Raw genomic sequence first — 25,199 nt, 5'->3', positions numbered from 1 at the left:
ATTATCGATACATACTTTTCTGCTCAATAAATTCTAACACATTATCTGGAACAAAAAACTGAACATTTTTATTTTCTTTTAATGCTTTACGAATAAAAGTAGAAGAGATTTCCATTTCTGGAGTATCAGTAAAGGTGATAGCGGGATGATTTTCCCACTCACTTACGTCTACTCCAGGTCTAGGATAAACATAAATATGATAGTCTTTTAATAGAATTTCAAAATTTTTCCATTTTTTTAGAGAACTTAGATTATCAGCACCCATTATAAGCACAAACTCTTTTTCAGGATAACGCTCATGCAAATGTGTAAGTGTATCTATAGTGTAAGAAGGTTGTGGTAATTTGAATTCAATGTCGCTTACTTTAATTTGAGGAGCATTTTCTGTGGCTAGCTTTGCCATCTCTAAACGGTCGTACATGTTTGCTAAGCCGCTTTTTTGTTTTAATGGATTGTGTGGAGAAACGACTAGCCAAACCTCTTTTAAACCACTAAATGTTGCCATATAATTAGCAATCACTAAGTGCCCAATATGAATTGGATTAAATGAGCCAAAGAATAGACCGGTTTTCATTTAACAGTAAACGCTTAATTATTAATTTTCAAAAAATCACCAACTAATTTTTCGGCTTCTTTGCATGCAACTTCTAGATTGTGATTTTTAAGAATAACATCAAATTTATCTGCATACAATAATTCTTTTTCAGCTTTAACAAAACGTTCTTGCAATTTTTCTTCACTATCCGTTCCGCGACCAGTTAAACGTTCTTTTAACACTTCTAAAGATGGTGGTTGAACAAAAATTGCCAAAGCATCTTCTTCATATTTTCTTTTTAAACGCAAACCACCTTCAACATCAATATCAAAAATTACATGTTTACCTTCATCCCAAATTCGTTCAATTTCCGAACGAAGTGTGCCATAAAAAGTACCATTATATACTTCCTCAAATTCTACAAATTCCTGACGAGCAACTTTATGTAAAAAGTCTTCTTTACTAATGAAATAATAATCGTCTTTGTGCTTTTCACTGCCTCTAGAATCACGTGTAGTAGCGGAGATAGAGAAACTTAATTGTGGGAATTTCTTTAGTAAGTGTCTAACAATGGTGGTTTTACCAGCTCCAGATGGTGCAGAAAATATAATGAGTTTGCCTTGTTTCATTTTAATTGGAAAGTTGAAAAGTTAAAAAGTTGGAACGTTAAAACATTTCAACCTTACAACTTTACAATACGTTTAATAACTGTTCTTTAATTTTTTCTAATTCTTCCTTCATGCCCACTACTAACTGCTGTATATGTGCATCATTAGCTTTTGCTCCCATGGTATTAATTTCTCTGCCTATTTCTTGAGAAATAAACCCAAGCTTTTTACCATTAGCATCTTTACTTTTTAAAGTCGCCATAAAATAATCGCAATGACTTTTTAAACGAGTTTTTTCTTCGGTAATATCTAATTTATCAATGTAATAAATCAATTCTTGCTCTAAACGGTTCTGATCGTAATTAACCTTGCCAACTGTTTCTTCTAAAAATTGAGTTAATCTAGCTTTAACCTGAGGCACTCTTAGTGGCGCTAGTTTATCTATTTCTGCAAAAAAATCTAATATATTTTGAATGCGAAGTTCTAAATCAGTTCTCAAAACAGATCCTTCATCTTCTCTAAACTGGTTAAAGTTTGCTAAAGCTTTTAAAAAAGTTTGATGTAAAACTTCCCAATCGTTTTCGCCTACTTCTTCTTCAGTATAAGTTATTACTTCTGGAAAATTTAAAGCTGTTTGCAAAAGATTAGCCGAATTAGCACCTAAAGAGGAATTAATCTCTTCTAATTGTTTATAATATCTGGTTAATAAAGCTGTATTAATACTAGCACCCTTTTGATTATCATCAGTACGTTCAATATTTATAGAAACATTTACTTTTCCACGTTCTATATCTTTGCTGCAAGTATTACGCAACAAAAGTTCTTTATCTGAATATGCTCTGGGTAATTTTAAATTTAATTCTAAAAACTTAGAGTTTAAAGATTTTATCTCTACTGCAAACTTTACGTTTTCATGATCTGTAGAGGCCAAGCCAAAGCCTGTCATTGATTTTATCATGTGCAAAGATAGTAAAAAGTATAAATTATTGACTTTCAACAATAGTAATTGAACAATCTAAATAGTTAGCTATGTTTTAAAATAGTTTCTTGCATTAAGGTGTGAACTTTTTGCTTTAATAGAGGTAAATCTCCTAATTTTAAGCCTTTTACATCCACAGGTGTGATAAAAATAGTTGTAAGCAAACCAGGATGTGCTTTTAGTGGATGAGTTCTTGGTAATAATTTTTTATTGTTAATCATCACAAAAGGCATCAAGGGTGTTTGTGTTTCGATCGCAATTTTAAAAGCGCCATCGTAAAATTCACTGAGTGGAGCTTCGCTTTTATTCATTGTCCCTTCTGGAAATATAAGGATAGATTGGCCGTTTGCAATATCGCGCTTTAGTGACGCCACAGATTGCTCCCTACTTTCTTTACTACTTCGGTCTATCATAACGACTATACGCTTGTAAATCCATCCAAAAATTGGAATTTTTGCCATTTCTATTTTCCCTAATGGACTAAAATATTGAGGAATACTTATACAAACCGCAATTGCATCTAAATATGAGCCATGGTTGCCAACATATATATGAGGTACTTTGCGATTAATTAAATGTTTGTTAATAGTTTTTACCCAAAAGAAAGTAATTAAACTAAATCCCCATGCCCAGCAGCGTAAAAAAAACATACCGACTCTTTTTCCAGTTGGCGGAGCCATGAGTGTAGTAGCTAATAAAACAAAAGGTAATGCGATGAACATCAATAGAATAAATATTAACCCAGCATAGCACAAATACAAAGCAGATAAAACTTTACCCATTTATTAACGTTTTTTAACTTAAGGGATTAACAAATAACCCTTAAGTTTACAAAATAAAATTAACTCTGTAATGAGATTGGCTCGTTTATCATTTTTTAGCATACTATTTCTATTTTCTTCGGTACACGTTTTTGCGCAACAAGAATTTATGTTGAACGGCGTGTTGCTTGAGAACGGAACAAAAATTAGGATTGCATTAGGAGAAATTAACAATAAACGTAATCATTATAGTGTTGGCAGCAATGACATGGGGCTATTTCAAATTAGAGCTGTTGTTGGGGACACTTTAGAAATTATTAAAAGAGGGTTTAATGATGTACAGGTTGTAGTTGCTTCTACAAAAGATCTGGTAATTACACTTAATAGAGGAAATACGTTAAACGAAGTAGTAATTAATGGGCAAAGTAAAAAACAAATATTAGATGATATTAAAAGGGATTTTAAAAATAAGGGTTCTTTTTATGGCGGTAAGCCACCGTTTCTTTCCTACTTATTTACGCCATTAACAGCAATTTATGAGCTTTTTGGCCGGACACCTAAGAATGCTCGCCGATTTAACAACATGTATGTCTCTGAACTTCAAAATAATCAAGTAGATCAACTTTTTAATAAGTCAACAATTAATAAAAATACAGGTTTAGAAGGGAAAGAATTAGAAAACTTCATGGTTAATTATCGTCCAGATTATGAAAAAGCAAAAAACTGGACAGTGTATGATGCAACAAAGTGGATTAAAGATTCTTACAAGAACTATACAGATACGTTAAAGAAAAAGTAAGCAGTTCTCTGTTGGCGATTTACAGTTCTGAACCTAAAACTGTTAACTGAGAATTGGAATTGCTAACTAAATAGCCAGTGACTCACAAGCTTTTTCTGCAGCCAATTTTTCTGCATTCTTCTTATTGTAATCTCTTCCAATACCATGATTTTCACTGTCGATAATGGCATGAATGGTAAATAGTTTAGCGCTTTCACCTTCACCATTTTCTACCATATCAAATGAAATATCTTTTCCATGACGCTGACACCATTCAATTAATTTACTCTTGAAATTAGTTTCAGTCATTTCTAAAGTATGCACATCAATATACGGCTTAACAATACGCTTAAGCAATAAATTTTTAGTGAAATTGTAACCTTTATCTAAATATACCGCACCAACTAATGCCTCGAAAGCATCGCCTAACATAGAATGATGTTTGGATTGTACATTTACTGTTTTCTGATCAAAAACGATGAGTTGATCAAAGCCCATTTTACGAGCAAGTTGATTTAAATTAGCTCTATTTACAATTTTAGAGCGCATTTCAGTTAAAAATCCTTCTTCTTTATAGGGATAAATTTTGAATAGCAATTCTGCAATAACAGCACCTAGAATAGCATCACCCAAAAACTCTAATCGTTCATTACTACTTCTACTTCCATTTTTTAAAACTTTAGCAACAGAACGATGTCTGAAAGCCATTTTATACAAAGTCACATTTCCAGGGATAAACCCTAAAATGTTTTTAAGTTTTTTTACAAACTCTTTGTCTGGCGATAAATAAAGTTTATATAAATTGAAAAACGGCATTAATCTGATAACAAAAAATTAAAAGTTAGCTGTGTAAAGTATAAATGTACAATACAAATAATCAACAAAGATATTTTAGTAGGTTAACCTTCGTATTTTTTGAAAATAACAGATGCATTATGACCGCCGAAACCAAACGTATTACTTTGCGCAGCACGAATAGTACGTTTTTGAGCCTTGTTAAACGTAAAGTTTAATTTCGGATCAAACTCTGGGTCATCTGTAAAATGGTTGATTGTTGGAGGAACAATATCATTTTTTACAGCTAAAATAGTTGCAATTGCCTCAATAGCACCCGCCGCACCTAATAAATGTCCTGTCATAGATTTAGTAGAACTGATGTTCAATTTATAGGCGTCTTCGCCAAATAAATCTACAATCGCTCTGCTTTCACTTACATCTCCAAGTGGAGTAGAAGTACCATGAACATTAATATAATCAATATCAGCAGTTGTTAATTTAGCATCTCTTAACGCATTTGCCATTACCAGTTTTGCTCCTAAACCTTGTGGGTGTGGTGCAGTAATGTGATTTGCGTCGGCACTCATACCACCACCTACAATTTCAGCGTAGATTTTAGCGCCACGAGCTTTAGCATGTTCTAATTCTTCTAAAATGATGGTTCCAGCACCTTCGCCAGCTACAAAGCCTTCACGGTCTTTATCAAAAGGTCTTGATGCAGTTTTTGGATCATCATTTCTAGTAGAAAGTGCATGCATGGCGTTGAAACCGCCAATACCTGCCTCGTTAATTATTGCTTCAGAACCACCAGAAATAATGATGTCAGCAATATCCAAACGGATATAATTGAATGCATCAATCATGGCATTGGTAGCTGAGGCACATGCCGAAACAGTAGAAAAATTTGGTCCGCGTAAACCATATTTCATAGAAATGTGGCCGGGAGCAATGTCGATAATTACTTTTGGAATAAAGAAAGGATTAATACGTGGAGTTCCATCGCCCAAAAAGAAAGTTTTCATTTCTTCTTGAAACGTTTTAAATCCACCTATGCCTGAGCCCCAAATTACGCCTACACGGTTGGTGTCGATTTTTTCCCAATCATAACCACCATCTTTTACGGCTTCTGCTGTAGCTACTAAAGCATACTGCACAAATGGGTCTAATTTGCGAGCTTCTTTTTTATCCAAATGATCTTCTGGGTTAAAGTTTTTAAGCTCACATGCAAATTTCGTCTTGAACTTTTCAGTATCAAAACCTGTAATTGGCCCAGCGCCGCTCACACCATTGATTAGTCCATCCCAAAATTCTTGGGTGGTGTTACCAATTGGAGTGAGCGCACCTAAACCTGTAACTACTACTCTTTTTAATTCCATTTATACGTATTGTACGGAAAGCGTATTTTATTACTTAACGTTTTTTTCTAAATAAGCAACTGCTTGACCAACAGTACCGATAGTTTCAGCCTGATCATCAGGAATCGCAACATTGAATTCTTTTTCAAATTCCATAATCAACTCAACGGTATCTAAAGAATCCGCACCTAAGTCGTTTGTGAAAGACGCTTCTGGCGTAACTTCGCTTTCATCAACACCTAGTTTTTCTACAATGATAGCCTTAACTCTTGAAGCAATATCAGACATAATTTTATAATTTAATGGTTAAATAATTCTGTGCAAAGAAAAATAAAATTCTAACACTTTTCAAATGTTTTTATTTCTCAATCAATTTTAATGTTTTTATTTCAAACTTAATGTAAAATTAGTTTTATAATTTCGTAATTCTAAAAAAAATATTCTGTTTTGAACAAAACTTATTTAAAACTCTCTTTAGACCTTGATTTTGTTTTAATCGCTATAACGGCATCTTTAAAAGATTATATTCTATGTCACAAAATAAATAATAGCTTAGAATTTGACTTCGAAAAGGTTGATGATCATGAGGTTTATTATAATATTGATGAAGCCCCACTTTCATTTTCTAAGTTTTATTATTTTGTAGAACAAGGCGAAATAGAGTATTATTTAGTTAACAATCGAAATAGCGAAGGGTTTTTAATTCCTGAAATGAATAAAGTAGATTTTTTTATGATTATTCATCAATATATTGATAAAGAAGACCTCAATTTTATTTTAACGCGATTAAATAAACTATCTGATATTCAGGTAGCTGCGCAGATAGATCCGCTAAAATTAAAGTCGAAAGAAAATTTAGTAATGTAAATTTTATATTGTTCGTGTATTAAATACACTATATTTGAATCTTAATAAAACTGAAACGCAACATAAACAATTAGATAAAACAACGTTATTTTTAATAATTTCTACTTTTTTGTTTTATCATCAATAAAATAATAATAAATGAAACCATTTCATTCCAGAACTAAAATAGTGGCCACTTTAGGTCCGGCATCAGCCAAACCAGATGTTTTGTATAGCATGTTTAATGCAGGATTAGATGTTTGCCGTCTTAATTTTTCTCATGGTTCTCAGGCTGATCATCAAGAAGTTTTAGATACCATACGTAGCATCAATAAAAAATATAAATATAATGTTGGCATCTTAGCCGATTTGCAAGGACCGAAAATCCGAATTGGAACTGTTAAAGATGGTGGTATTCACTTAGTTAATGGTAACCGTACAGTTATTACTACTCAAGAATGTGTGGGTAATGAAGAACGGATTTATATCACCTATGAAAACTTCCCACAAGATGTAAAAGCAGGTGAAATTATCCTTTTAGATGATGGGAAATTACAGATGCGAGTGATTGAAACAAATTATAAGGATGAAGTAGTTTGCGAAATCGTTCATGGTGGTATTTTAACTTCTAGAAAAGGTGTAAATCTTCCAAATACTAAAGTTTCTATCCCTTCATTAACTATAGAAGATCGTAAAAACTTAGAATTTGTTTTAGAAAATGATGTAGAATGGATCGGTTTATCTTTTGTGCGTAATGCAGAGGATATTATCGAGCTAAAAGATATTATTAAAGCAAGAGGAAAAACCGCTAGGGTTGTTGCTAAAATTGAAAAACCAGAGGCAATTGCTAATATCGATGAAATTATTGCTGTTTCTGATGCAATTATGGTTGCCCGTGGAGATTTGGGAGTAGAAATGCCAATGGAAGAAGTGCCATTATTGCAAAAAATGATTGTAAGAAAGTGTAGAGCAGCTTCTAAACCAGTAATTATTGCTACCCAAATGCTAGAAAGCATGATTACTACACCTCGTCCAACACGTGCTGAAGTAAATGATGTAGCGAATTCAGTTTTAGATGGTGCAGATGCTGTAATGTTAAGCGGAGAGACATCGGTAGGTGAGTTTCCGTTAATTGTAATAGAAACGATGCAGAAAATTATTTCTAATATTGAAGATAACAATTATCCTTTCCACCCAGAGAAATTTTTAATACCAAATTCAGATAGTTTCTTAAGTGATGCAGTTTGCGATTCTGCTTGTTTTCTTTCTAAACAGACTAATGCTGTCGGTATCGTTTCAATGACATTAAGTGGTTATACAGCTTTTGAAATTGCTAGTCATCGCCCAGAATCTCCAATATTTATTTTTACAAGTAATGAGGCTTTGTTAAATACATTAAGTTTAGTGTGGGGTGTAAGAGGGTTTTATTACGATAAATTTGAGAGTACCGATAATACCATTACCGAGGTTAACGATTTCTTGAAAAAGAAAAAATTAATTAAAAAAGGTGATGTAATTATCAATACAGCTGCTATTCCAATGGAAGTTAAAGGCAAAACAAACATGCTTAAAATTACTGTTATAGACTAAATCTGATCAAATATAATAAGGAGATGCCCTTGCGAAAGCTTGGGCATTTTTTGTTTTCAAAAGACCCGAAAGACTACAAAATAAAAAGTTAATGCATCCATCTTTGGCTTGTGCGACTCTCTGAAAACAGTGTAAATTGCCACAATTTAAACATTCTTGGATCGGGCCTTAGTCGGACTTTGGTCGGAGTTCGGTCGGGGTTTGGTCGGACTTGTGACAATTGAATCCGACTAAACCCCGAATAAAGTGCAAGGTAAATCCGAGGAAATACTTAATGTGTTAAATTGCGTTTAATACATAAAGCCATATAACTACTAAATGTATTATTCCTAATACGTTGAAATCAATAGATAGAAAACATCTTATTTTTATCCCATAAGAAAATAAATTATGAAAAAATATTTACTTACGGCATCAGCAATAGCATTAACATTTGCTGCAAATGCCCAACAAGGTAGTCTTACCGCAAAAGACTATGAAAGAGCCGAGAGCTTTATGAGTTACAATACCGAGAAGTTTATTGATGGAGTGCCAGGAAGATTAAATTGGTTAGACAATGATAAATTTTGGTATACGGTAAGGAATCAAGGTGGAAATCAAACTTTTGTGGTAGATCCAGTTAAGAAAACTAAAACATTAACTACAGAATACACAGCTGACGCTGGTCAAGGTTTTGGAGGCCGTGGCGCAAGAGGTGGTAGTGGTGTTACTTCGCCTGATGGCAAAAAAACTGTTTTCATAAAAGACTGGAATTTGTGGGTTAGAGATGTTGAGAGCAAAAAAGAAACGCAACTAACTACAGACGGCATTAAAAATTACGGTTACGCAACTGATAATGCTGGTTGGACAATGAGTGATGGGCCAATTGTACGTTGGTCTCCGGATTCAAAAAAAGTAGCTACGTTTCAGCAAGATCAAAGAAATGTGAGCGATATGTATTTGGTAACAACTAATGTTGGTGCGCCAGTTTTAAAAGCTTGGAAATATCCTTTACCAGGGGATAAAGTAATTGCTACTATTAGAAGAGTAATTATCGATGTAGAAAATGCAAAAGTAGTTAGCTTAAATATTCCTGCAGATCCGCATAGAGCTACATTGAGCGATGATATTGCAAGTAGCGGCACTTTTGATGATATTGATTGGAAAGCCGATGGCTCTGAAATGGCATTTTTATCTACATCAAGAGATCACAAACAAGAGAAATTTCGCATTGCAGATGCGAATACAGGAGCTGTTAGGGAAGTGTTTGAAGAAACAGTAAAAACACAATTCGAATCGGGCCGTGGAGCAATCAACTGGCGTTATTTACCGGGTTCTAAAGAAATTATCTGGTATTCTGAACGCGATAATTGGGGACATCTTTATTTATATGATTCAACTACTGGAAAATTAAAAAATCAAATTACAAAAGGCGATTGGTTAGTTTCGAAATTACTTAGAGTAGATGAGAAAAATAGGGTGCTATATTTTATGGGTAACGGCCGTGAACCTGGAAATCCATACTTTAGCTATTTCTATAAAATTGGCTTTGATGGTAAAAATCTTACTCTATTAACTCCAGATCAAGGAAATCATACGATCACCTTCTCTCCATCAAACAATTATTTTGTAGATACCTATTCTACTCCAGAAATACCTGCAACAATGGCTTATAGGGATTTGAAAGGGAAATTGGTTACTAGTTTAGAAAAAACAAGTGTTTCGAGATTAGCCGCTACAGGTTGGAAAGCACCAATTTCAGTGAATGTAAAAGCGAATGATGGTACAACAGATATTTATGGCTTGGTATTTACGCCAACTAAAATGGATGTGAATAAAAAATATCCCGTTATCGATTATATTTATCCGGGTCCGCAAGGCGGAAGCGTAGGTAGCTGGTCGTTTTCAGCATCAAGAGGTGATCATCAGGCATTAGCTGAATTAGGCTTTATTGTTGTTGTTATAGAGGGTACAAGCAATCCTTTCCGTTCAAAAAGCTTCCATGATATGAGTTATGGAAATATGGCAGAAAATACTTTGCCAGATCAGATTGCTGCAATTAGACAACTATCAAAAACATATCCAATAGATACCAATAAAGTAGGTATTTGGGGTCACTCAGGTGGTGGTTTTGCAACTGCTGCAGCGATGTTCCGTTATCCAGATTTCTTTAAAGTAGGTATAGCCGAATCAGGAAACCACGATAACCGTAACTATGAGGATGATTGGGGCGAACGCTACAATGGCTTAGTTGAAAATTCTAATTATGAAGCCCAAGCAAACCAGAACTATGCTAAAAACCTAAAAGGAAAATTAATGTTAGCTCACGGTATGATGGATAATAATGTTCCACCATCTAATACAATGTTAGTAGTTGAGGCTTTAGAAAAAGCGAATAAAAGCTTTGATTTGGTATTATTCCCTAATAGTGCACATGGTTATGGACCGTACTCATCGTACATGATGCGTAGACGTTGGGATTATTTTGTGCAAAATCTATTAGGTATGGAACCACCTAAAGATTATTTAATGGGTGGAGCACAAAGACCTAGAAATTAATAAACTCAAGATATAGCAGTATATAAAAATAAAGCACCACTTCTAAAAAGAAGTGGTGCTTTGTCGTTTAATGCAATTCTTAAAATGTTAACGTCTGTTAAAGTTTTAACAGCCAAATCATTAAGTTTTAATTTAGCTAAAGAATTAAAACGATGAAATCCTTTTTTATTTTAACATTACTACTTTTTTCAAATCAAGTTTTTGCACAAAATGTAAATGGATATGTGATAGATGATATCACAAAATTACCTATAGAAAATGTGCAGGTGATTACTGAAAATTCAACAACATTTACTAGTGCAACGGGGAAATTTAATCTTGGTATACTTAAAAATGGAGCAAAAATAAGTTTTAGAAATGTGGGCTATGAAACTTATGAAGTATCAATTACTAAGGAAATGCTCAAAGATACGCTCAGAATTAGTCTTAAATCAAGTCCAATCAACTTAAATGCAGTAATTATTAAAGGTGCTAGAAACTATAAACTCGATTCTTTAAACCTAAGAAAAGAATATGCAAAAGTCTTTGACTATAAAGCTCCGAGAATTAGCGATATTTTTATCCAAAAGTCACCATCCTATAAATCACCATTTGCCAATACGAATCCAAATTCTACGGCATCGATTATCAGTTTAAATGTTTTACAAGTCTTTAACTTATTAGGAAAAAATAAAACTCCTGTTTCTAAACTGAAACAAACCTTGTTAAAAGATGAAGACATGAATTACGTTGATCATGTATTTTCAAAAGGAAAAGTCGAATTAATTACACACCTAAAAGCAGATTCGCTACAAAATTTTATGCAACGATATCGACCAACAATTCAAGAGGCAAAGCGCTTAAATGAATACGAAATGATCCTTTATATTAAAAAGAGTTATTCAGAATTTATAAAGTAATAGCTGTTTAGTTATTATACTTTATCCTCTTTATCACGTGGATTAACATGATCCGCTAATTCATATCCTTTTGCCCCTTCAGTTTTATCATCCAAAAAGAGTAAAACAACTAAGGAAATTATTGGAATAAGGAAAGAAATAAAAAACCAGAACCAAAAATTTCTGCCCATGCTTTTTGCAAAAACGCCAGCAACAATTTGCGGAATTAGCATTACACATAATAAAAGTAATTCGGGCATAAATGCATATTTTACATGACAAATATAATACTCGCTTATCATATAAAAATCTAAATAATAGTTAAATTAGTTTCATATTTAAATAAAATGGATGCAAAAGTAAAAGCTATAATTACGGGTACAACTGGCATGGTTGGCGAAGGCGTGTTATACGAATGTCTTCAAAATCCAAATGTTGAAGCGATTTTGGTAATTAACCGTAAATCCTGCGGATATCATCATCCTAAATTAAAAGAGATTATTCATCAAGATTTTTTCGATTTCTCTTCCATAGAAAATGAATTAAAAGGATATAATGCCTGTTTTTTTTGTTTAGGCGTTTCCTCTGTGGGAATGGATAAAGATCAGTATTTCAAACTTACCCACACACTTACCTTACATGTAGCTCAAACCTTAAGTAAATTAAATCCTGATATGACTTTCTGCTATGTTTCTGGCGCTGGTACAAATAGCAGCGAAAAGGGTAGTATAAATTGGGCAATTGTAAAAGGTAAAACGGAAAATGATTTAATGAAATTGCCATTTAAGCAAGTATTCAATTTCCGGCCGGGAATAATAAAACCCATTAAGGGGTTAAAAAACACGCATAACTTTTATAAGTTTTTTATGTGGTTATTCCCTGTTTTAAAAGCAATTAATCAAAATAGCTTTGTAAGCCTACAAGAGATAAGTTTAGCAATGATAAATGCTACAAAATCTGATAAAGAAAGAAGAATTTTAGAAGTAAGAGATATTATAGAATTGGCAAAACAATAAAAAGCACCAGCGTTAACTGATGCTTTACTAATTATTCTCCTCTTTTTCTTTGATTATCTTTATTTGAGGTTTGATCTGATCGTTGTCCACCAGCATTGCTGATACCATTTTCTTTTTTATCCAATTTAACGTTGTGAGTTGCTCTATCTGCTTTTGAACCACCTTGTACAGTTGGGTTATTTTTTGGTGTGCTTACATTTTTCATAACATATAATTTTAGGTTAATACTATTGCAGAGCGTTGTTAATATAACTTTTTAATTATCGTATTGTTTTAAGAAATATAATCGTCGAAACAAAAAAGACCGCCTTTAATAAAGCGGTCTCCCTTAATTAACTTGTGCAATTGTGCTTTGTTAACTTAAAATTTAATACCTAAACCTAATTGGAATACTTGGTTTTTATACTCTGGAGTTTGTGTACTTCCATTTTCATTATTTTTTTGGAAGTCTAAGGCATAACGACCATTAATACCAACTTTATTGCTAAAGTCATATCTAAATCCTATTACACCACCTACTAAGCTCTTTTTAAAACGATCAGAATCATCTTCTACAATTTTTTGCTCAGCTGTACCAAAACCATTCTCAAATTTATTAGTAGTAGACAATAAGAATGATACTTGTGGACCAGCTACAACATTTAATCCTTCAGCTAATTTAATACTAGCTAAAATAGGAATATCAATAAAATGAGTGGTTTGAGTGAAATCGCCAAAAGTAGAACTCGATTTGTAACCTTTAGTAGAGTACAAAGCCTCCGGTGTAAATGCTAAATTAGGTAACAACGGAATATCTAAGGTAATACCTGCATGGTAACCCACTAAATAATCAGTTTTAAAATCATTGTTTCCATCATCTTTAATAATATTAGAATAGTTAGCACCCGCTTTAACACCTAGTCGAATAGCCTTATCAGTTGATTGTGCATTTGCAACGCCCGTTATAAACAAGCCAATTGCTAGAATAAATATTTTTTTCATTTTTTTACAATTTTAATTTCCTATCCCTAAGGAATAAATGTGCCAAAACGATTAAATTATTTTCTGTAACGCTATAATTAATGTAATACGGATTGAATATTAGCCATTTAAACAGTGTTTAAACATTTAAAAATAAGAAGGCACAACTTTTAAAAATACCCACTAAAGTGTATTAAATATAATACAATAACCACTCTATAACTTGAGTTATCTATTAAATATTTAATATTGGCAATTACGATGTTTGCGTATTTACAGCCTAAAACTTTAATATTTTACCTAATTTTATAGCCAATCTACAATCGGAAAGAAATGAGAAAAGTACTATTTTATACATTAAGTATTGCCATCGGCATTGCCACTACACAAGCAAAAGCCCAACAAACACCTTATATCGAATTATTAAAGCAGGAACCAAAATGGGTAGATTCTGTATTTAAAAAGCTGAATAAAAAGCAAAAAATTGCACAAATGTTCTTTGTTGCTGCCTATACAAATAAAAGTAAAGCATTTACAGATTCAATAGGTAAAGTAATTAAAAGGGAACGAGTTGGTGGATTAGTTTTCTTTCAAGGAGGTCCTGGTAGACAAGCAGCTTTAACAAATAAATATCAAAAGTTAGCCCGTGTACCTTTACTAATTGCTTCAGATGGTGAATGGGGTTTAGGTATGCGTTTAGATAGTACAATTGCATATCCTTATCAAATGGCTTTAGGCGCTATCCAAAATAAGGAATTGATCTATAAAATGGGTTTAGAAGTAGCCAAAGACTTTAAAAGAGTTGGTATGCACATGAATTTAGCTCCTGATGTAGATGTAAATAATAATGCAAAAAATCCAGTGATTAATTACCGTTCCTTTGGTGAAAATAAATATAATGTAGCTGAAAAGGGTGCCGCTTATCTGAAAGGAATGCAAGATGGAGGTCTCTTAGTAAGTATTAAACATTTTCCTGGACATGGTGATACCGATGTAGATTCGCATTTCGATTTACCTCAACTTAAATTTACCAAAGAACGATTAGACACATTAGAAATGTACCCATTTAAAGAATTGGTGAAACAAGGCGCAGCTGGAGTAATGATTGCACACATGAATATTCCATCGTTAGATGCAACACCTAATATGCCTTCAACTTTATCTAAACCAATAGTTACTGGTATTTTAAAAGAAGAAATTGGCTTTAAAGGCATTATTATTTCTGATGCGATGGGAATGAAGGGAGTAGTTAAATACTTTAAAGATGGCGAAGCGGATGTGATGGGTATAATTGCAGGTAACGATATTTTAGAGTTATCTGAAAACAGTAAAAGAGCGGTGAAAATGGTTCGTCAGGCAATAAAAGATCAGCGATTGACCATGGAGCGCATTGATGAAAGTGTAAAGAAAATTCTTACTGCAAAATATTGGGCGGGTTTAAATGTTAAACAAACCATTAATGAAGAAAATGTAGTTGAAGATGTAAATCGCCCAGGAAGCTTAGCGCTATTACAGCAATTAGCTGATGCGAGTATGACCTTGCTAAAAGGAAGAGACTTTATACAACAATTAACTCCAAATAAAAGAACAGTAATTATAAATGTCGGAACACCAGATGCAACGGTTTTTCAAAAAGAAATGGCTAGTAGGTATAAAAACTCAATTGCTTTTAGTTTAGAGAAAACTGCTAATGCTAACGCGATTTCTAAAGTATTAGCAGAAATTAAACCAGATGACCAAGTAATTATAGATGTTGTAGATACACGTTTAAGACCAGGGAATGGTATGGTTTTAAGTTCTGATTTAAAAATGTTTATGGCAGATATGGCTAAGAAAGATGCGGCATTTGTAATATTAGCTAATCCATATAATTTAGCTGCTATGCCAGGATTGGAAAATGCAAAGGCACTTTTAGTAGCATATCAAAAAGAAGATTTTATGCAAAAAGCTGCGGCATCTGTATTTAAAAATGAATTAATGCCAACTGGTAAATTACCAGTTTCGGTAAACAGCTTCTTTAAATATGGTGATGGATTATAAGTAGTCAGAAGTTAAAATAGTCCGGAAGTCAGAAAGTTATAACGTATTATCTTTCTGACTTCTGACTTTCCGACTTATTAATATTTATTATTTTCGGGTTGTAGCGCAGCGTAATTCCAGTTTTTCAAAAACTCAGTAATTTTCTTAACACTGTGACCATTCCCTTCTTCTAAATAGGCAGAATTTTGTGTGTGAATTAGTTTTCCATCACCATCTAAAATTAAAAATACTGGGAAACCAAAACGACCGGGATAATTGAATTTTTTAAGGATAGCTTCATTTTTATTCTCAGGGCTCCAGTTTAATAATACGGTCTCGTAATTTTTGTTTAAAAGATCTTTTAATTCAGGTGTAGAATCAACTAAATCGTGAAAACGAATACACCAAATGCACCAGTTCCCTCCAACCTGAACAAATACATGTTTTTTTGCAGCTTTAGCTTTTGCAACCGCTGCGTCAATATCTGCTTGGGCATTAGCTTGTGGATTGTAAAGATGAACAGCTGTTTTTGTTGCAGTTTGTGCAAAACCTGCACTTGCAACAAATAAAGTGAATAATATTGGGATTAATCTTTTCATAATTAAAAGTATAAATATTTGCCCCAAAATTAAAGAATAAAATAAAGACTAGTGTTTTAGTAGAGTAAAATTATTGTGGAAAATCTGCTTTTCAACTCTAAAGATTTAAACGTACTTTGGGAATAAGTAATTTAATATGGCTAACAAACCACTCAAAATTCTTCAAGCCTCTGCAGGTTCTGGTAAAACATTCAGTTTAACAGCACATTACTTGACTTTACTCTTTAGTGGAGAAAACAAATACCGCGAAATATTAGCGGTAACCTTCACTAATAAGGCAACTGAAGAAATGAAAACCAGAATTTTAGAGGTTTTAGTCGGCTTGGCAAAAGGAGATCCTAATAAAAAGATTGAAGATTATAGGAAGTTGATTCTTGCTGCCTATCCAAATTTTAATGCCCAAGAATTACAGTTTAAAGCTGAGAAAGTTTATCGTAAAATTTTGCACGATTACAGCCGTTTTTCTGTAAGCACTATTGATGGTTTTGTTCAAAAAGTAATTCGTGGTTTTGCCTTTGAACTAGGTCTAAATGCAGATTATAATTTAGAAATGAATTATGATAAAGTAAAAGATGATTTGGTAAACAAGTTAGATGAAGCGTTAGATCATAACAAACAACTTTTACAATGGATTATCGATTTGGCCATTGAGCGAATCGGGGACAATAAAAGCTGGAATTATAAGATCGAACTGTATAATTTAATCGGTGAAATTTTCTCAGAACGCTTCCAAATTTTCGAAACTGCTGTAGAAGAACTTGGGCTAGAAAATATCGATGAACTTTTCAAGAAATATATCAGCGTTACTAAGTCGGAAATTAAAAATTTTGAAGAAGAAATAGTTGCTCTTGCTACAGAAGCTAATGCAGCAATGGATGTTTTAGGCGTTGAAAATGATCATCTAAAAGGAAAATCTAGAAACGGATTAAAGAAAATTATCTTAGTTGCTAGAGGAGATTTTTCTCATCTAGAAACCTTATTTAAATATATCGATGAACCCGAAGAATGGTTTCAAAAAAATGTAAACTTACCAGAAGTTTACGATACTGTTAATCCTATTTTAGTTAAGTTAAAAAACCATTACTTAGCACATTTACCAAATTACAGTTTAGCCATTGCTTTTAATAAAAACCTATATTATTTAAGGTTAATGCAAGAGATAGCGGTACTACTAAAACAATATAGAGCAGAAAATGATAATTTATTAATTAGTGATGCGCAAAAACTAATCTCTGGAATTACGGAAGACGCTGGAGATAACCCTTCATTTATTTGGGAAAAAGTAGGTAACCGATATCGCAACTTTTTGTTCGATGAATTTCAAGACACCTCAACTAGTCAGTGGGGAAGCTTTAAATCGCTTTTAACAAATGCAATTGCTACACCAAATCCAGAGGTTATTGACCATTTAATTGTAGGTGATACTAAACAATCTATCTATCGTTGGCGCAATGGCGATTGGAATATCTTACATAAACACGCAAAATTAGATGTTGGCGAACATAATGTTTTAGAAGATAGTTTAGCTGAAAATTACAGAAGTACAGAGAACATCATTACGTTTAATAACTTTCTTTATCGTCAAATTCCGTTGACTTTGCAAAACGAATTAAATGAGAATATTTTAGTTAAACCAGAAAGTATTTCTACATGGTGGCAAGCAGAAAATTACCAACAAATAATAACCGATATTTATGGTGCTTCCACACAGAATTTTGCACCGAACACTTTAAAAGGTGGCACAATTAAAATTAAGAAGTTTGGAAAAGATGATGCGCCAAACGAAGCAAGATTTACTGAAACTACTTTTAGAGATTTAGCCTTAGCGGATGTAGTTAACGAAATCAATTATTTAAAAAATGAACAGAATTATTCGTTGAAGGACATTGCTATTTTAGTTCGTTCTAACAGCGAAGCCATGCTAACTGTTCAGCATTTAATGGAGCAAAATTTACCGGTCTTATCTGGAGATGCTTTATTAATCTCAAATAATTCTGCCATACAATTAATTATTAACACCTTAAAAGTACTTATAGGCATTGATTCGCAAACAGCATTGTACAAGGCAAATTGTATTGCACTATATCACTCACTACAAGGAAAAGAGGCAGATGCAAATCAGTATTTAAACCTAAACGGAATTTCGTTAAGCAATTTGTCTGCCGTTCTTCCATCCACATTGTGCGAAAATTGGCAAAGTTGGTTGCAATTGCCCTTGCCAGAATTGGTAGAGATTTTAATTGAAAGTTATGGTTTAAAAAATAGACAAGAACATCTTCCATATTTATTAGCATTTAGAGATTTAACAGCTAATGCCAGTCGAATGGGAGAAAAAGGAATTATAACATTTTTAACTTGGTGGGATGAAGACGGAGTGAAGAAATCTTTGCCTTCACCAGAAGGAGTAGATGCAATACAAATTATCACTATCCATAAATCTAAAGGTTTGGCTTTTAGAGCTGTTTTTGTACCGTTTTGTAATTGGGAAATGAAAGGGAAAGCAAACTCTACCTTTTGGGTTTCATCAGAAGACACAGTTTACAAAGAATTACGTGGTATTCCATTAAAATACACTGAAGACCTATCGAATTCCTCTATTTCTAAAGCGTATTATGAAGAATTGTTGTACAATACTATGGATGCGTTGAATATGCTTTATGTAGCCACCACAAGGTCGAAAGATTATTTATATATTGCCACGATGGCTAAAAAGGAGCCCAAACTTTCTACCATGGGTGATGTAATTAATTTAACCTTTGATACAGAGTTTGATGAAAATAATCTGTACGCCATTGAGGATTATGTGAAAATAGAAAACAAAAATGAAGACTCTAATTTCATTAGGTTAACTACTTATCCTACAACTACCCGGTTATCAGAATTGTATGTTCCATCAGAAGAAAAACACTTAAAACATTTGGTGAACATCGAAAAATCAGGACGAAAAGGTTCTTTGCTTCATGATATTTTAGCAAATGCTAGTACCGAGAAAGAAGTTGAAGATTATATTATTGGATTAGTATTGCAAGGAATTGTGCAAGCAGAAGAACAATCAGATTTAAAGTCGGCTGTGCTAGAAGTTTTAAATAATGCCGATTTAAAAGCAATTTTAAGTAAGACCACAGAAAGTATCACCGAGAAAAATATTATCGATGTTAAAGGAAAATTGCATCGGCCAGATCGGGTTTTAATTACAAATGATGAAGTAATTATTTTGGATTACAAATTTACATTAGAAGAAAGTGATAAACATATTGAACAAATAGATAATTATAAAAATTTACTGGTAGCGATGGGATATCAGAACGTGAAGACCTATCTGTTTTATGCAGTTAGCGGAAAGTTAAAATTGGTTTAATATGGAAAATAGAATGAAACCATTTTTACAGGAAGTTGCTGAAGATTTGATTACAAAATTTGGTTCTCAATTGCAAAATTGTGCCATCATTTTTAACAATAAACGACCATCTGCATATTTGCAAAAACACTTAGCGGATATTATTCAGAAACCGTTTTTTAGTCCTTCCTTTTATACTATACAAGAGTTTTTTGCAAACGCAACTAAATACAAAATCGCCGATTTCTATCTGCAGTTTTTCACTTTACATAAAATCTATAATCAGTTATTGGTAGAGGAAAAATTGGAAACCATTTCTAGCCATAAATTTTTTCCACTGGCTAAAATAATACTGAGTGATTTTAATCAGATAGATAGTGATTTGGTTGATGCGGAAAAGTTATATCAAGATTTAGAAGATATTTCTATCATCAATAAAGAGTTTGATTATTTAAGCCCGGAACAATATGAGTTTTTAGCTCAATTTTGGACTTCTTATTCTGAAGGAAAACATAAAAAACAACAAGAGCTATTTATAAAGATGTGGCGTAGAATGCCAAAACTTTATCACAAATTTCATGAAACATTAAAAGCACAGGATTATATCACCAATGGACAAGCATATCGCCAATTGGCAGAAGAAAATATTAACGGACTGGAATTTTTAAAAGCATTTGAAAAAGGCAAAATTGTTTTCGTTGGTTTTAATGCATTAAGTAGTGCTGAAGCTAAAATATTTACGAAATTACAGGAAGCGGAAAAAGCATTGTTTTACTTTGATGCAGATGAGTATTATCTGAATGACCCACTACAAGAAGCTGGTTTGTTTTTGAGAAAAAATATTAATCAGTTGGGCTTAAAAAACGTATTCGAAGATCAAGCTAGTTTGATGAAAACTGCTGAGCACTCGGTTAATGTTTTTAAAGTGCAAGGACAATCTGCTCAGGCAAAAATTCTTAATATTATTTTAAGTGAGGATTATATCCCAAATGAAGATGTTGGTTCTACAGTTGTGGTTTTGGCCGATGAAAGTTTACTCATTCCAACCTTACAAACCATACCAACAACTCATAACGGTAATTCCATTGATTTAAACGTAACGATGGGTTTTGCCCTAGCTACATCGAGTATATTTGGTTTGGCAGATTTGTGGTTAACAAGTCAACTAGAAATTTTACAGGGCGATAAAGTTTCTTATAAAAACGTAGAAGCATTTATTACTCATCCATTAACTGGTTTAAGCCAAAAAATGCGAGATAAAATTCAGACAGCTTTACTGAACGAAAATATTGTAGAGATAGACCATTCACGTTTGTTAAAGCAAAGCGGTTTGTTTGAAGTTTTCTATAAAAAGATCGATAAACCAGAAAATGTTGTTACGTATTTATTAGCAGTTTTAGATTATGTTTTAACCCGACTATCAAATGCAAAAACATTAAAGAAAATTGACGCAGAATTATTTGTTAAAACGATCCAGGAACTAAATAGGTTACACGATACTTTTGGTAAACATATCAATAATGAAGATATTTCTTTTGTAATCTATTTGGTTCAAAAATCGTTGCAGGCAATCGCTGTACCTTTAGCTGGCGATCCGTTAAATGGTATTCAGGTAATGGGTTTGTTAGAAACTAGAAACTTAAATTTTGATAAAGTTGTTTTTTTAGGATTTAATGAAGGAATTATTCCTAAATCATCCATAGGGAATAGCTTTATTCCAGATAGTATCCGTAGAGTTTATGGCTTGCCGGTGCTAGAAAACTTAGATGCAATTTCATCATATATGGTGTATCGTTTATTGCAGAGAGCAAAAAATATCAACTTTGTTTATAACAGTTTAACAGATGAATCTACCTCTGGAGAAGCCAGCAGAATTTTAAAACAATTAGAGTTTGAAAGTGGATTTGATTTCAAATATAATGAGCTCAATCTCGATGTAAAAACAGAGCCGTTTAAAGAAGTTAGGATAGAAAAAACTGGCAATGAATTTATTCAAAAAGCATTACAACTTTATCTAGATAAAAAGAAAGCAATTTCACCATCCGCTTTAACGCAATATATATCCAATCCAATAGATTTTTTCTTCAATTACATTGCAGGCATTAAAGAACCTAAAGAGGTGAGTGCGGTGGTAGAAGCGAATGAAATTGGATCTGTTTTGCACAAGGTGATGGAATATTTTTATCAGGATTTAAGGGTTGCAGAAATTACAGCAGATCGGATAAATGAACGTAGAAAATTAGTTCCATCATTCATCCAAAAAGCATTCAACTTTGTAATGTTTAAAAACCCTGATAAGGTGATGGAGTATAGGGGAATGCAAAAAGTAGTCTTAGCCATTGTTGATGCTTATGTTACCATAATTTTAGATCAAGATGTTAGGCAAACACCTTTTAATATTATAAGTTTAGAGCAAAAAGTAGAAGCTGAAATTGCTTTCCCACTTAACGGTAAAGAAGCTAGTATTAAGATTTTTGGTTACATAGATAGAGTTGATGTTAAAGATGGAGTTACAAAAATTATCGATTACAAAACTGGAAGTGATAAATTAACATTTAAGGACATTCCCGAACTTTTTAATACTGATGGGAAGCACATTAATAAAGCCTTAATTCAGACTTTGCTTTACACCTACGCTTATGAGCAATATGCAGGTAAAACTTGTGTAGAACCAAATTTGTATATCGTTAAAACAATGAACAAGGATGGAATTTGGTTTAAATCTGGGAGGCAAAATTTATCAGGAGATTATCTGGAAGAAATTAAGCCCGAGTTTTTAGCCGAACTCAGAAAAAAGCTAACAGAACTTTTTGAAGCGCCTTATTTTGTAGCAAGTGCCATTCCTGATAATTATAAATATTCAATTTACAAGACTTTGTTCGGAAAATAATAAACGTATACAAAAATGCTATCCTTAAACTTCACCTCGTTCCCAACGTTACAAACCGACAGATTAATTCTTAGAGAACACGCGTTAACCGATGCCAATACGCTATTTGAAATGCGAAACAATGATGATGTGATGAGGTATATACACAGAGAAAGACAAAAAACTGTTCAAGAAATAGAAACATTCATAACAACATTTAACAATGGTTTTAAACAAGGACAACACCTAGCATGGGTAATAGCGTTAAAAGAAAATCCAGCACAAATGATCGGCTCAATAGGATATTGGAGAACAGATTTGCCAAATTATAGAGCAGAAATTGGATACATGTTACAACCAGATTATTGGAGAAAAGGTATTATTTCCGAAGCACTAGTTAAAACTATAGCCTTTGGCTTTAATGAAATTAAACTACACTCTATTCAAGCTAATATAAGTCCAGCTAATCAAGCATCCAGAGAAATATTATTAAAACATGGTTTTAAAAAGGAAGCTTACTTTAAAGAAGATCATTATTTTAATGGGGAATTTTTAGACAGCGAGATTTACTCGTTACTAAACAAATAATACTATTATGTTAAAAACTGCAACACCAATACTAGCTTCGTTAGACGCCAACGAAACGATCAAATTCTATACGGAAAAACTTGGCTTCACATTTCATAACAACTGGGATGGATACGTTATCTTTTCTAAAGATGAAATATCAATTCATTTATGGCCAACAAGCGATGAAAGTATTCCAAAAAACACAGGCTGTTATATTTACGTAACAGAAGTAGATAAACTCTATACAGAATACGAAAAGCAAGGCGTTGTTCATCCCAATGGGAAATTAAAAAATATGCCGTGGGGAATGCGTCAGTTTTCTATTTTGGATAATAACGGAAATATCATTCATTTTGGCGAGGATATTTCGAAAGATGAGGAATAAAAGAATACGAATTCATATGAACGGAGAACATAATTTTGTGTCACAAAATAATTAGCCAGCGTAATTAAAACAGACTTTATAATTACGATACAATAGTTATATTTGCGCTTGGTAATTTTTGAATAAACAATGAGAGAGATTCAATTTAGAGAAGCACTACGCGAAGCATTAAGCGAAGAAATGCGTAAAAACGAGAACATTTTTTTAATGGGCGAAGAAGTTGCGCAATACAACGGTGCATATAAAGTTAGCCAGGGAATGTTAGATGAGTTTGGCGACAAACGTGTTATCGACACTCCAATTGCAGAGTTGGGTTTTGCAGGTATAGGTATCGGTGCAGCGATGAATGGTTTAATTCCTGTAGTAGAGTTCATGACTTTTAACTTCTCATTGGTAGCAATAGATCAGATTATAAATGCTGCGGCAAAAATTCTTTCCATGAGTGGTGGTCAGTTTTCTGTGCCAATCGTATTTCGTGGTCCAACAGGTAACGCTGGTCAATTAGGTGCACAGCACTCTCAAAATTTTGAGAATTGGTTTGCAAACTGCCCAGGCTTAAAAGTAGTAGTTCCATCAACTCCATATAACGCTAAAGGATTATTAAAAGCAGCTATTAACGATCCAGATCCAGTTATTTTTATGGAATCTGAAGTAATGTATGGCGATAAAGGCGATGTGCCAGAAGGTGAATACACTTTAGAAATTGGTAAAGCACAAGTTGTTAAAGAAGGTACTGATGTAACTATCGTAACTTTTGGTAAAATGTTAACTCGTGTAGTAAACCCTGCTGTAGAAGAGTTAGCTAAAGATGGTATTAATGTAGAAGTGATTGATTTATTAACCGTTCGCCCTATTGATTATGCAACTATTATCGAATCTGTTAAGAAAACTAATCGTTTGGTAATTGTAGAAGAAGCTTGGCCATTAGCTTCAATTTCTTCTGAAATTACATTTAACGTTCAAAAAAATGCATTCGATCATTTAGATGCGCCAATTTTACGTATTACTTGTGCCGATGTGCCTCTTCCGTATGCGCCAACACTTATTGCTGCTAGCTTACCTAATGCAGAAAGAGTAGTGAAAGCAGTTAAAGAAGTAATGTACGTTAATAAATAATATAATTTTGTTATCCTGAGCGCAGCGAGGGATCTCATTCATAATTAAAATCCTCTAAGTTTTCTTAGAGGATTTTTTTGTTGACTATGATTTGTATTCAGAGCGCACCTACTCGGCTTTGCGAAGGGAACTAACACATTCCGCTTCACACCCAACTCGATTGGGTATCTTAATGCATAATATAATAAGCTTTACGGTTCCCGCCTTCGTGGTTCCCGCCTTTGCGGGAATGATGGGTAGGTAAAATAGTAAAATCTTAAAACACGTCATTGCGAGGTACGAAGCAATCCTACAACGTGAGAAAATATAATCTATCGCTTTAAGATTGCTTCGTACCTCGCAATGACGAGAGGCATCATCCTGAGCGTATCCTAAGGAAGTACCACCACCAACCTACCTTGCTAAGGAACGTATCGCGTCATACCCAACTCGATTGGGTATCTTAATGCATAATATAATAAGCTTTACGGTTCCCGCCTTCGTGGTTCCCGCCTTTGCGGGAATGATGGGTAGGTAAAATAGCAAAGTCTTAAAACACGTCATTGCGAGGTACGAAGCAATACTACAACGTGAGAAAATATAATCTATCGCTTTAAGATTGCTTCGTACCTCGCAATGACGAGAGGCATCATCCTGAGCGTATCCTAAGGAAGTACCACCACCAACCTACCTTGCTAAGGAAC

General features: G+C 33.3%; 23 protein-coding genes. 12 read left to right on the top strand and 11 right to left on the bottom strand.

Features of this window, described 5'->3' with window-relative positions:
* Window position 1: 1 nt before the first annotated feature.
* From nadD to HQN85_RS06450, 4 genes are all read right to left on the bottom strand, one after another.
* Window positions 2–574 (bottom strand): nicotinate (nicotinamide) nucleotide adenylyltransferase, encoded by a 573-nt coding sequence (gene nadD, locus HQN85_RS06465; RefSeq protein ID WP_173270322.1) that lies wholly within the window; start codon window positions 572–574, stop codon window positions 2–4.
* Window positions 575–588: 14 nt separating this feature from the next.
* Entirely contained in the window at window positions 589–1,164 is a 576-nt protein-coding gene (gene gmk / locus HQN85_RS06460) for a guanylate kinase (RefSeq protein ID WP_173270319.1), read from the bottom strand.
* 61 nt (window positions 1,165–1,225) lie between these two features.
* Window positions 1,226–2,089, bottom strand: a complete 864-nt coding sequence (locus tag HQN85_RS06455) for a YicC/YloC family endoribonuclease (RefSeq protein ID WP_173272501.1) — start codon at window positions 2,087–2,089, stop codon at window positions 1,226–1,228.
* 77 nt (window positions 2,090–2,166) lie between these two features.
* Complete coding sequence (locus HQN85_RS06450; RefSeq protein WP_173270316.1) at window positions 2,167–2,904, bottom strand: lysophospholipid acyltransferase family protein; 738 nt, start codon at window positions 2,902–2,904, stop codon at window positions 2,167–2,169.
* Between the two features lie 70 nt (window positions 2,905–2,974).
* On the opposite strand from HQN85_RS06450, the gene HQN85_RS06445 reads away from it, so the two are divergent.
* Window positions 2,975–3,682, top strand: coding sequence for a hypothetical protein (locus HQN85_RS06445; RefSeq protein WP_173270313.1), 708 nt, complete (start codon window positions 2,975–2,977; stop codon window positions 3,680–3,682).
* A 66-nt stretch (window positions 3,683–3,748) separates the two neighbouring features.
* Here the strand turns inward: HQN85_RS06445 and rnc are convergent, their stop codons facing one another.
* The 3 genes from rnc to HQN85_RS06430 all read right to left on the bottom strand — a co-directional run bounded on the left by rnc (window position 3,749) and on the right by HQN85_RS06430 (window position 6,081).
* On the bottom strand, window positions 3,749–4,477 hold the full coding sequence (rnc, locus tag HQN85_RS06440) for a ribonuclease III (protein ID WP_173270311.1): 729 nt from the start codon (window positions 4,475–4,477) through the stop codon (window positions 3,749–3,751).
* Between the two features lie 83 nt (window positions 4,478–4,560).
* Window positions 4,561–5,814 carry a beta-ketoacyl-ACP synthase II gene (gene fabF / locus HQN85_RS06435; protein ID WP_173270308.1) on the bottom strand — a complete coding sequence of 418 codons (1,254 nt, stop codon included), beginning with the start codon at window positions 5,812–5,814 and terminating at the stop codon, window positions 4,561–4,563.
* 30 nt (window positions 5,815–5,844) lie between these two features.
* Entirely contained in the window at window positions 5,845–6,081 is a 237-nt protein-coding gene (locus HQN85_RS06430; RefSeq protein ID WP_031266521.1) for an acyl carrier protein, read from the bottom strand.
* Window positions 6,082–6,240: 159 nt separating this feature from the next.
* Between HQN85_RS06430 and HQN85_RS06425 the strand changes: the two genes are divergently transcribed.
* From HQN85_RS06425 to HQN85_RS06410, 4 genes are all read left to right on the top strand, one after another.
* Window positions 6,241–6,660, top strand: coding sequence for an IPExxxVDY family protein (locus tag HQN85_RS06425; protein WP_173270305.1), 420 nt, complete (start codon window positions 6,241–6,243; stop codon window positions 6,658–6,660).
* Between the two features lie 138 nt (window positions 6,661–6,798).
* Window positions 6,799–8,229 (top strand): pyruvate kinase, encoded by a 1,431-nt coding sequence (gene pyk, locus HQN85_RS06420; RefSeq protein WP_173270302.1) that lies wholly within the window; start codon window positions 6,799–6,801, stop codon window positions 8,227–8,229.
* Window positions 8,230–8,619: 390 nt separating this feature from the next.
* Complete coding sequence (locus HQN85_RS06415) at window positions 8,620–10,767, top strand: S9 family peptidase (RefSeq protein ID WP_173270299.1); 2,148 nt, start codon at window positions 8,620–8,622, stop codon at window positions 10,765–10,767.
* A 152-nt stretch (window positions 10,768–10,919) separates the two neighbouring features.
* A complete protein-coding gene (locus HQN85_RS06410) occupies window positions 10,920–11,666 on the top strand; it encodes a carboxypeptidase-like regulatory domain-containing protein (protein WP_173270296.1) in 747 nt (248 codons plus the stop codon).
* A gap of 14 nt (window positions 11,667–11,680) precedes the next feature.
* On the opposite strand, the gene HQN85_RS06405 is transcribed toward HQN85_RS06410, so the two are convergent.
* Complete coding sequence (locus HQN85_RS06405; protein ID WP_173270293.1) at window positions 11,681–11,905, bottom strand: hypothetical protein; 225 nt, start codon at window positions 11,903–11,905, stop codon at window positions 11,681–11,683.
* A gap of 87 nt (window positions 11,906–11,992) precedes the next feature.
* On the opposite strand from HQN85_RS06405, the gene HQN85_RS06400 reads away from it, so the two are divergent.
* Complete coding sequence (locus tag HQN85_RS06400; protein ID WP_173270291.1) at window positions 11,993–12,661, top strand: NAD-dependent epimerase/dehydratase family protein; 669 nt, start codon at window positions 11,993–11,995, stop codon at window positions 12,659–12,661.
* A 31-nt stretch (window positions 12,662–12,692) separates the two neighbouring features.
* Here the strand turns inward: HQN85_RS06400 and HQN85_RS06395 are convergent, their stop codons facing one another.
* The gene (locus HQN85_RS06395) at window positions 12,693–12,866 is read right to left on the bottom strand and encodes a hypothetical protein (RefSeq protein ID WP_173270288.1); all 174 of its coding nucleotides are present in this window, start codon (window positions 12,864–12,866) and stop codon (window positions 12,693–12,695) included.
* 155 nt (window positions 12,867–13,021) lie between these two features.
* Complete coding sequence (locus HQN85_RS06390) at window positions 13,022–13,642, bottom strand: porin family protein (RefSeq protein ID WP_173270286.1); 621 nt, start codon at window positions 13,640–13,642, stop codon at window positions 13,022–13,024.
* 312 nt (window positions 13,643–13,954) lie between these two features.
* On the opposite strand from HQN85_RS06390, the gene HQN85_RS06385 reads away from it, so the two are divergent.
* Entirely contained in the window at window positions 13,955–15,661 is a 1,707-nt protein-coding gene (locus HQN85_RS06385) for a glycoside hydrolase family 3 protein (protein ID WP_173270283.1), read from the top strand.
* A 77-nt stretch (window positions 15,662–15,738) separates the two neighbouring features.
* Here the strand turns inward: HQN85_RS06385 and HQN85_RS06380 are convergent, their stop codons facing one another.
* Entirely contained in the window at window positions 15,739–16,239 is a 501-nt protein-coding gene (locus HQN85_RS06380) for a thioredoxin family protein (RefSeq protein ID WP_173270281.1), read from the bottom strand.
* A 136-nt stretch (window positions 16,240–16,375) separates the two neighbouring features.
* Here HQN85_RS06380 and HQN85_RS06375 point away from each other — a divergent pair, with 136 nt between their 5' ends.
* The 5 genes from HQN85_RS06375 (at window position 16,376) to HQN85_RS06355 (ending at window position 24,516) form a co-directional block, all read left to right on the top strand.
* Complete coding sequence (locus tag HQN85_RS06375) at window positions 16,376–19,597, top strand: UvrD-helicase domain-containing protein (protein ID WP_173270278.1); 3,222 nt, start codon at window positions 16,376–16,378, stop codon at window positions 19,595–19,597.
* 1 nt (window position 19,598) lies between these two features.
* Window positions 19,599–22,466 (top strand): PD-(D/E)XK nuclease family protein, encoded by a 2,868-nt coding sequence (locus HQN85_RS06370; protein WP_246249659.1) that lies wholly within the window; start codon window positions 19,599–19,601, stop codon window positions 22,464–22,466.
* Window positions 22,467–22,481: 15 nt separating this feature from the next.
* Window positions 22,482–23,033 (top strand): GNAT family N-acetyltransferase, encoded by a 552-nt coding sequence (locus HQN85_RS06365; RefSeq protein WP_173270275.1) that lies wholly within the window; start codon window positions 22,482–22,484, stop codon window positions 23,031–23,033.
* Window positions 23,034–23,040: 7 nt separating this feature from the next.
* Complete coding sequence (locus HQN85_RS06360) at window positions 23,041–23,400, top strand: bleomycin resistance protein (RefSeq protein ID WP_173270273.1); 360 nt, start codon at window positions 23,041–23,043, stop codon at window positions 23,398–23,400.
* Window positions 23,401–23,529: 129 nt separating this feature from the next.
* Window positions 23,530–24,516: a pyruvate dehydrogenase complex E1 component subunit beta gene (locus HQN85_RS06355; protein ID WP_173270270.1), complete on the top strand. Its 987-nt coding sequence runs from the start codon at window positions 23,530–23,532 to the stop codon at window positions 24,514–24,516.
* Window positions 24,517–25,199 lie beyond the last annotated feature (683 nt).

The organism is Pedobacter boryungensis (assembly GCF_013204825.1).
In the GTDB taxonomy this organism is placed as follows: Bacteria; Bacteroidota; Bacteroidia; order Sphingobacteriales; family Sphingobacteriaceae; genus Pedobacter; species Pedobacter boryungensis.
Note: the sequence above shows the minus strand (reverse complement) of the source record. Positions and strands in the feature narration are given on the sequence as shown.

What these genes read in the sequence shown, in the direction of transcription:
- nadD (WP_173270322.1), bottom strand. Translation starts at nt 574, where the DNA reads ATGAAAACCGGTCTATTCTTTGGCTCATTTAATCCAATTCATATTGGG.
- gmk (WP_173270319.1), bottom strand. Translation starts at nt 1,164, where the DNA reads ATGAAACAAGGCAAACTCATTATATTTTCTGCACCATCTGGAGCTGGT.
- HQN85_RS06455 (WP_173272501.1), bottom strand. Translation starts at nt 2,089, where the DNA reads ATGACAGGCTTTGGCTTGGCCTCTACAGATCATGAAAACGTAAAGTTT.
- HQN85_RS06450 (WP_173270316.1), bottom strand. Translation starts at nt 2,904, where the DNA reads ATGGGTAAAGTTTTATCTGCTTTGTATTTGTGCTATGCTGGGTTAATA.
- HQN85_RS06445 (WP_173270313.1), top strand. Translation starts at nt 2,975, where the DNA reads ATGAGATTGGCTCGTTTATCATTTTTTAGCATACTATTTCTATTTTCT.
- rnc (WP_173270311.1), bottom strand. Translation starts at nt 4,477, where the DNA reads ATGCCGTTTTTCAATTTATATAAACTTTATTTATCGCCAGACAAAGAG.
- fabF (WP_173270308.1), bottom strand. Translation starts at nt 5,814, where the DNA reads ATGGAATTAAAAAGAGTAGTAGTTACAGGTTTAGGTGCGCTCACTCCA.
- HQN85_RS06430 (WP_031266521.1), bottom strand. Translation starts at nt 6,081, where the DNA reads ATGTCTGATATTGCTTCAAGAGTTAAGGCTATCATTGTAGAAAAACTA.
- pyk (WP_173270302.1), top strand. Translation starts at nt 6,799, where the DNA reads ATGAAACCATTTCATTCCAGAACTAAAATAGTGGCCACTTTAGGTCCG.
- HQN85_RS06415 (WP_173270299.1), top strand. Translation starts at nt 8,620, where the DNA reads ATGAAAAAATATTTACTTACGGCATCAGCAATAGCATTAACATTTGCT.
- HQN85_RS06410 (WP_173270296.1), top strand. Translation starts at nt 10,920, where the DNA reads ATGAAATCCTTTTTTATTTTAACATTACTACTTTTTTCAAATCAAGTT.
- HQN85_RS06405 (WP_173270293.1), bottom strand. Translation starts at nt 11,905, where the DNA reads ATGCCCGAATTACTTTTATTATGTGTAATGCTAATTCCGCAAATTGTT.
- HQN85_RS06400 (WP_173270291.1), top strand. Translation starts at nt 11,993, where the DNA reads ATGGATGCAAAAGTAAAAGCTATAATTACGGGTACAACTGGCATGGTT.
- HQN85_RS06395 (WP_173270288.1), bottom strand. Translation starts at nt 12,866, where the DNA reads ATGAAAAATGTAAGCACACCAAAAAATAACCCAACTGTACAAGGTGGT.
- HQN85_RS06390 (WP_173270286.1), bottom strand. Translation starts at nt 13,642, where the DNA reads ATGAAAAAAATATTTATTCTAGCAATTGGCTTGTTTATAACGGGCGTT.
- HQN85_RS06385 (WP_173270283.1), top strand. Translation starts at nt 13,955, where the DNA reads ATGAGAAAAGTACTATTTTATACATTAAGTATTGCCATCGGCATTGCC.
- HQN85_RS06380 (WP_173270281.1), bottom strand. Translation starts at nt 16,239, where the DNA reads ATGAAAAGATTAATCCCAATATTATTCACTTTATTTGTTGCAAGTGCA.
- HQN85_RS06375 (WP_173270278.1), top strand. Translation starts at nt 16,376, where the DNA reads ATGGCTAACAAACCACTCAAAATTCTTCAAGCCTCTGCAGGTTCTGGT.
- HQN85_RS06370 (WP_246249659.1), top strand. Translation starts at nt 19,599, where the DNA reads ATGGAAAATAGAATGAAACCATTTTTACAGGAAGTTGCTGAAGATTTG.
- HQN85_RS06365 (WP_173270275.1), top strand. Translation starts at nt 22,482, where the DNA reads ATGCTATCCTTAAACTTCACCTCGTTCCCAACGTTACAAACCGACAGA.
- HQN85_RS06360 (WP_173270273.1), top strand. Translation starts at nt 23,041, where the DNA reads ATGTTAAAAACTGCAACACCAATACTAGCTTCGTTAGACGCCAACGAA.
- HQN85_RS06355 (WP_173270270.1), top strand. Translation starts at nt 23,530, where the DNA reads ATGAGAGAGATTCAATTTAGAGAAGCACTACGCGAAGCATTAAGCGAA.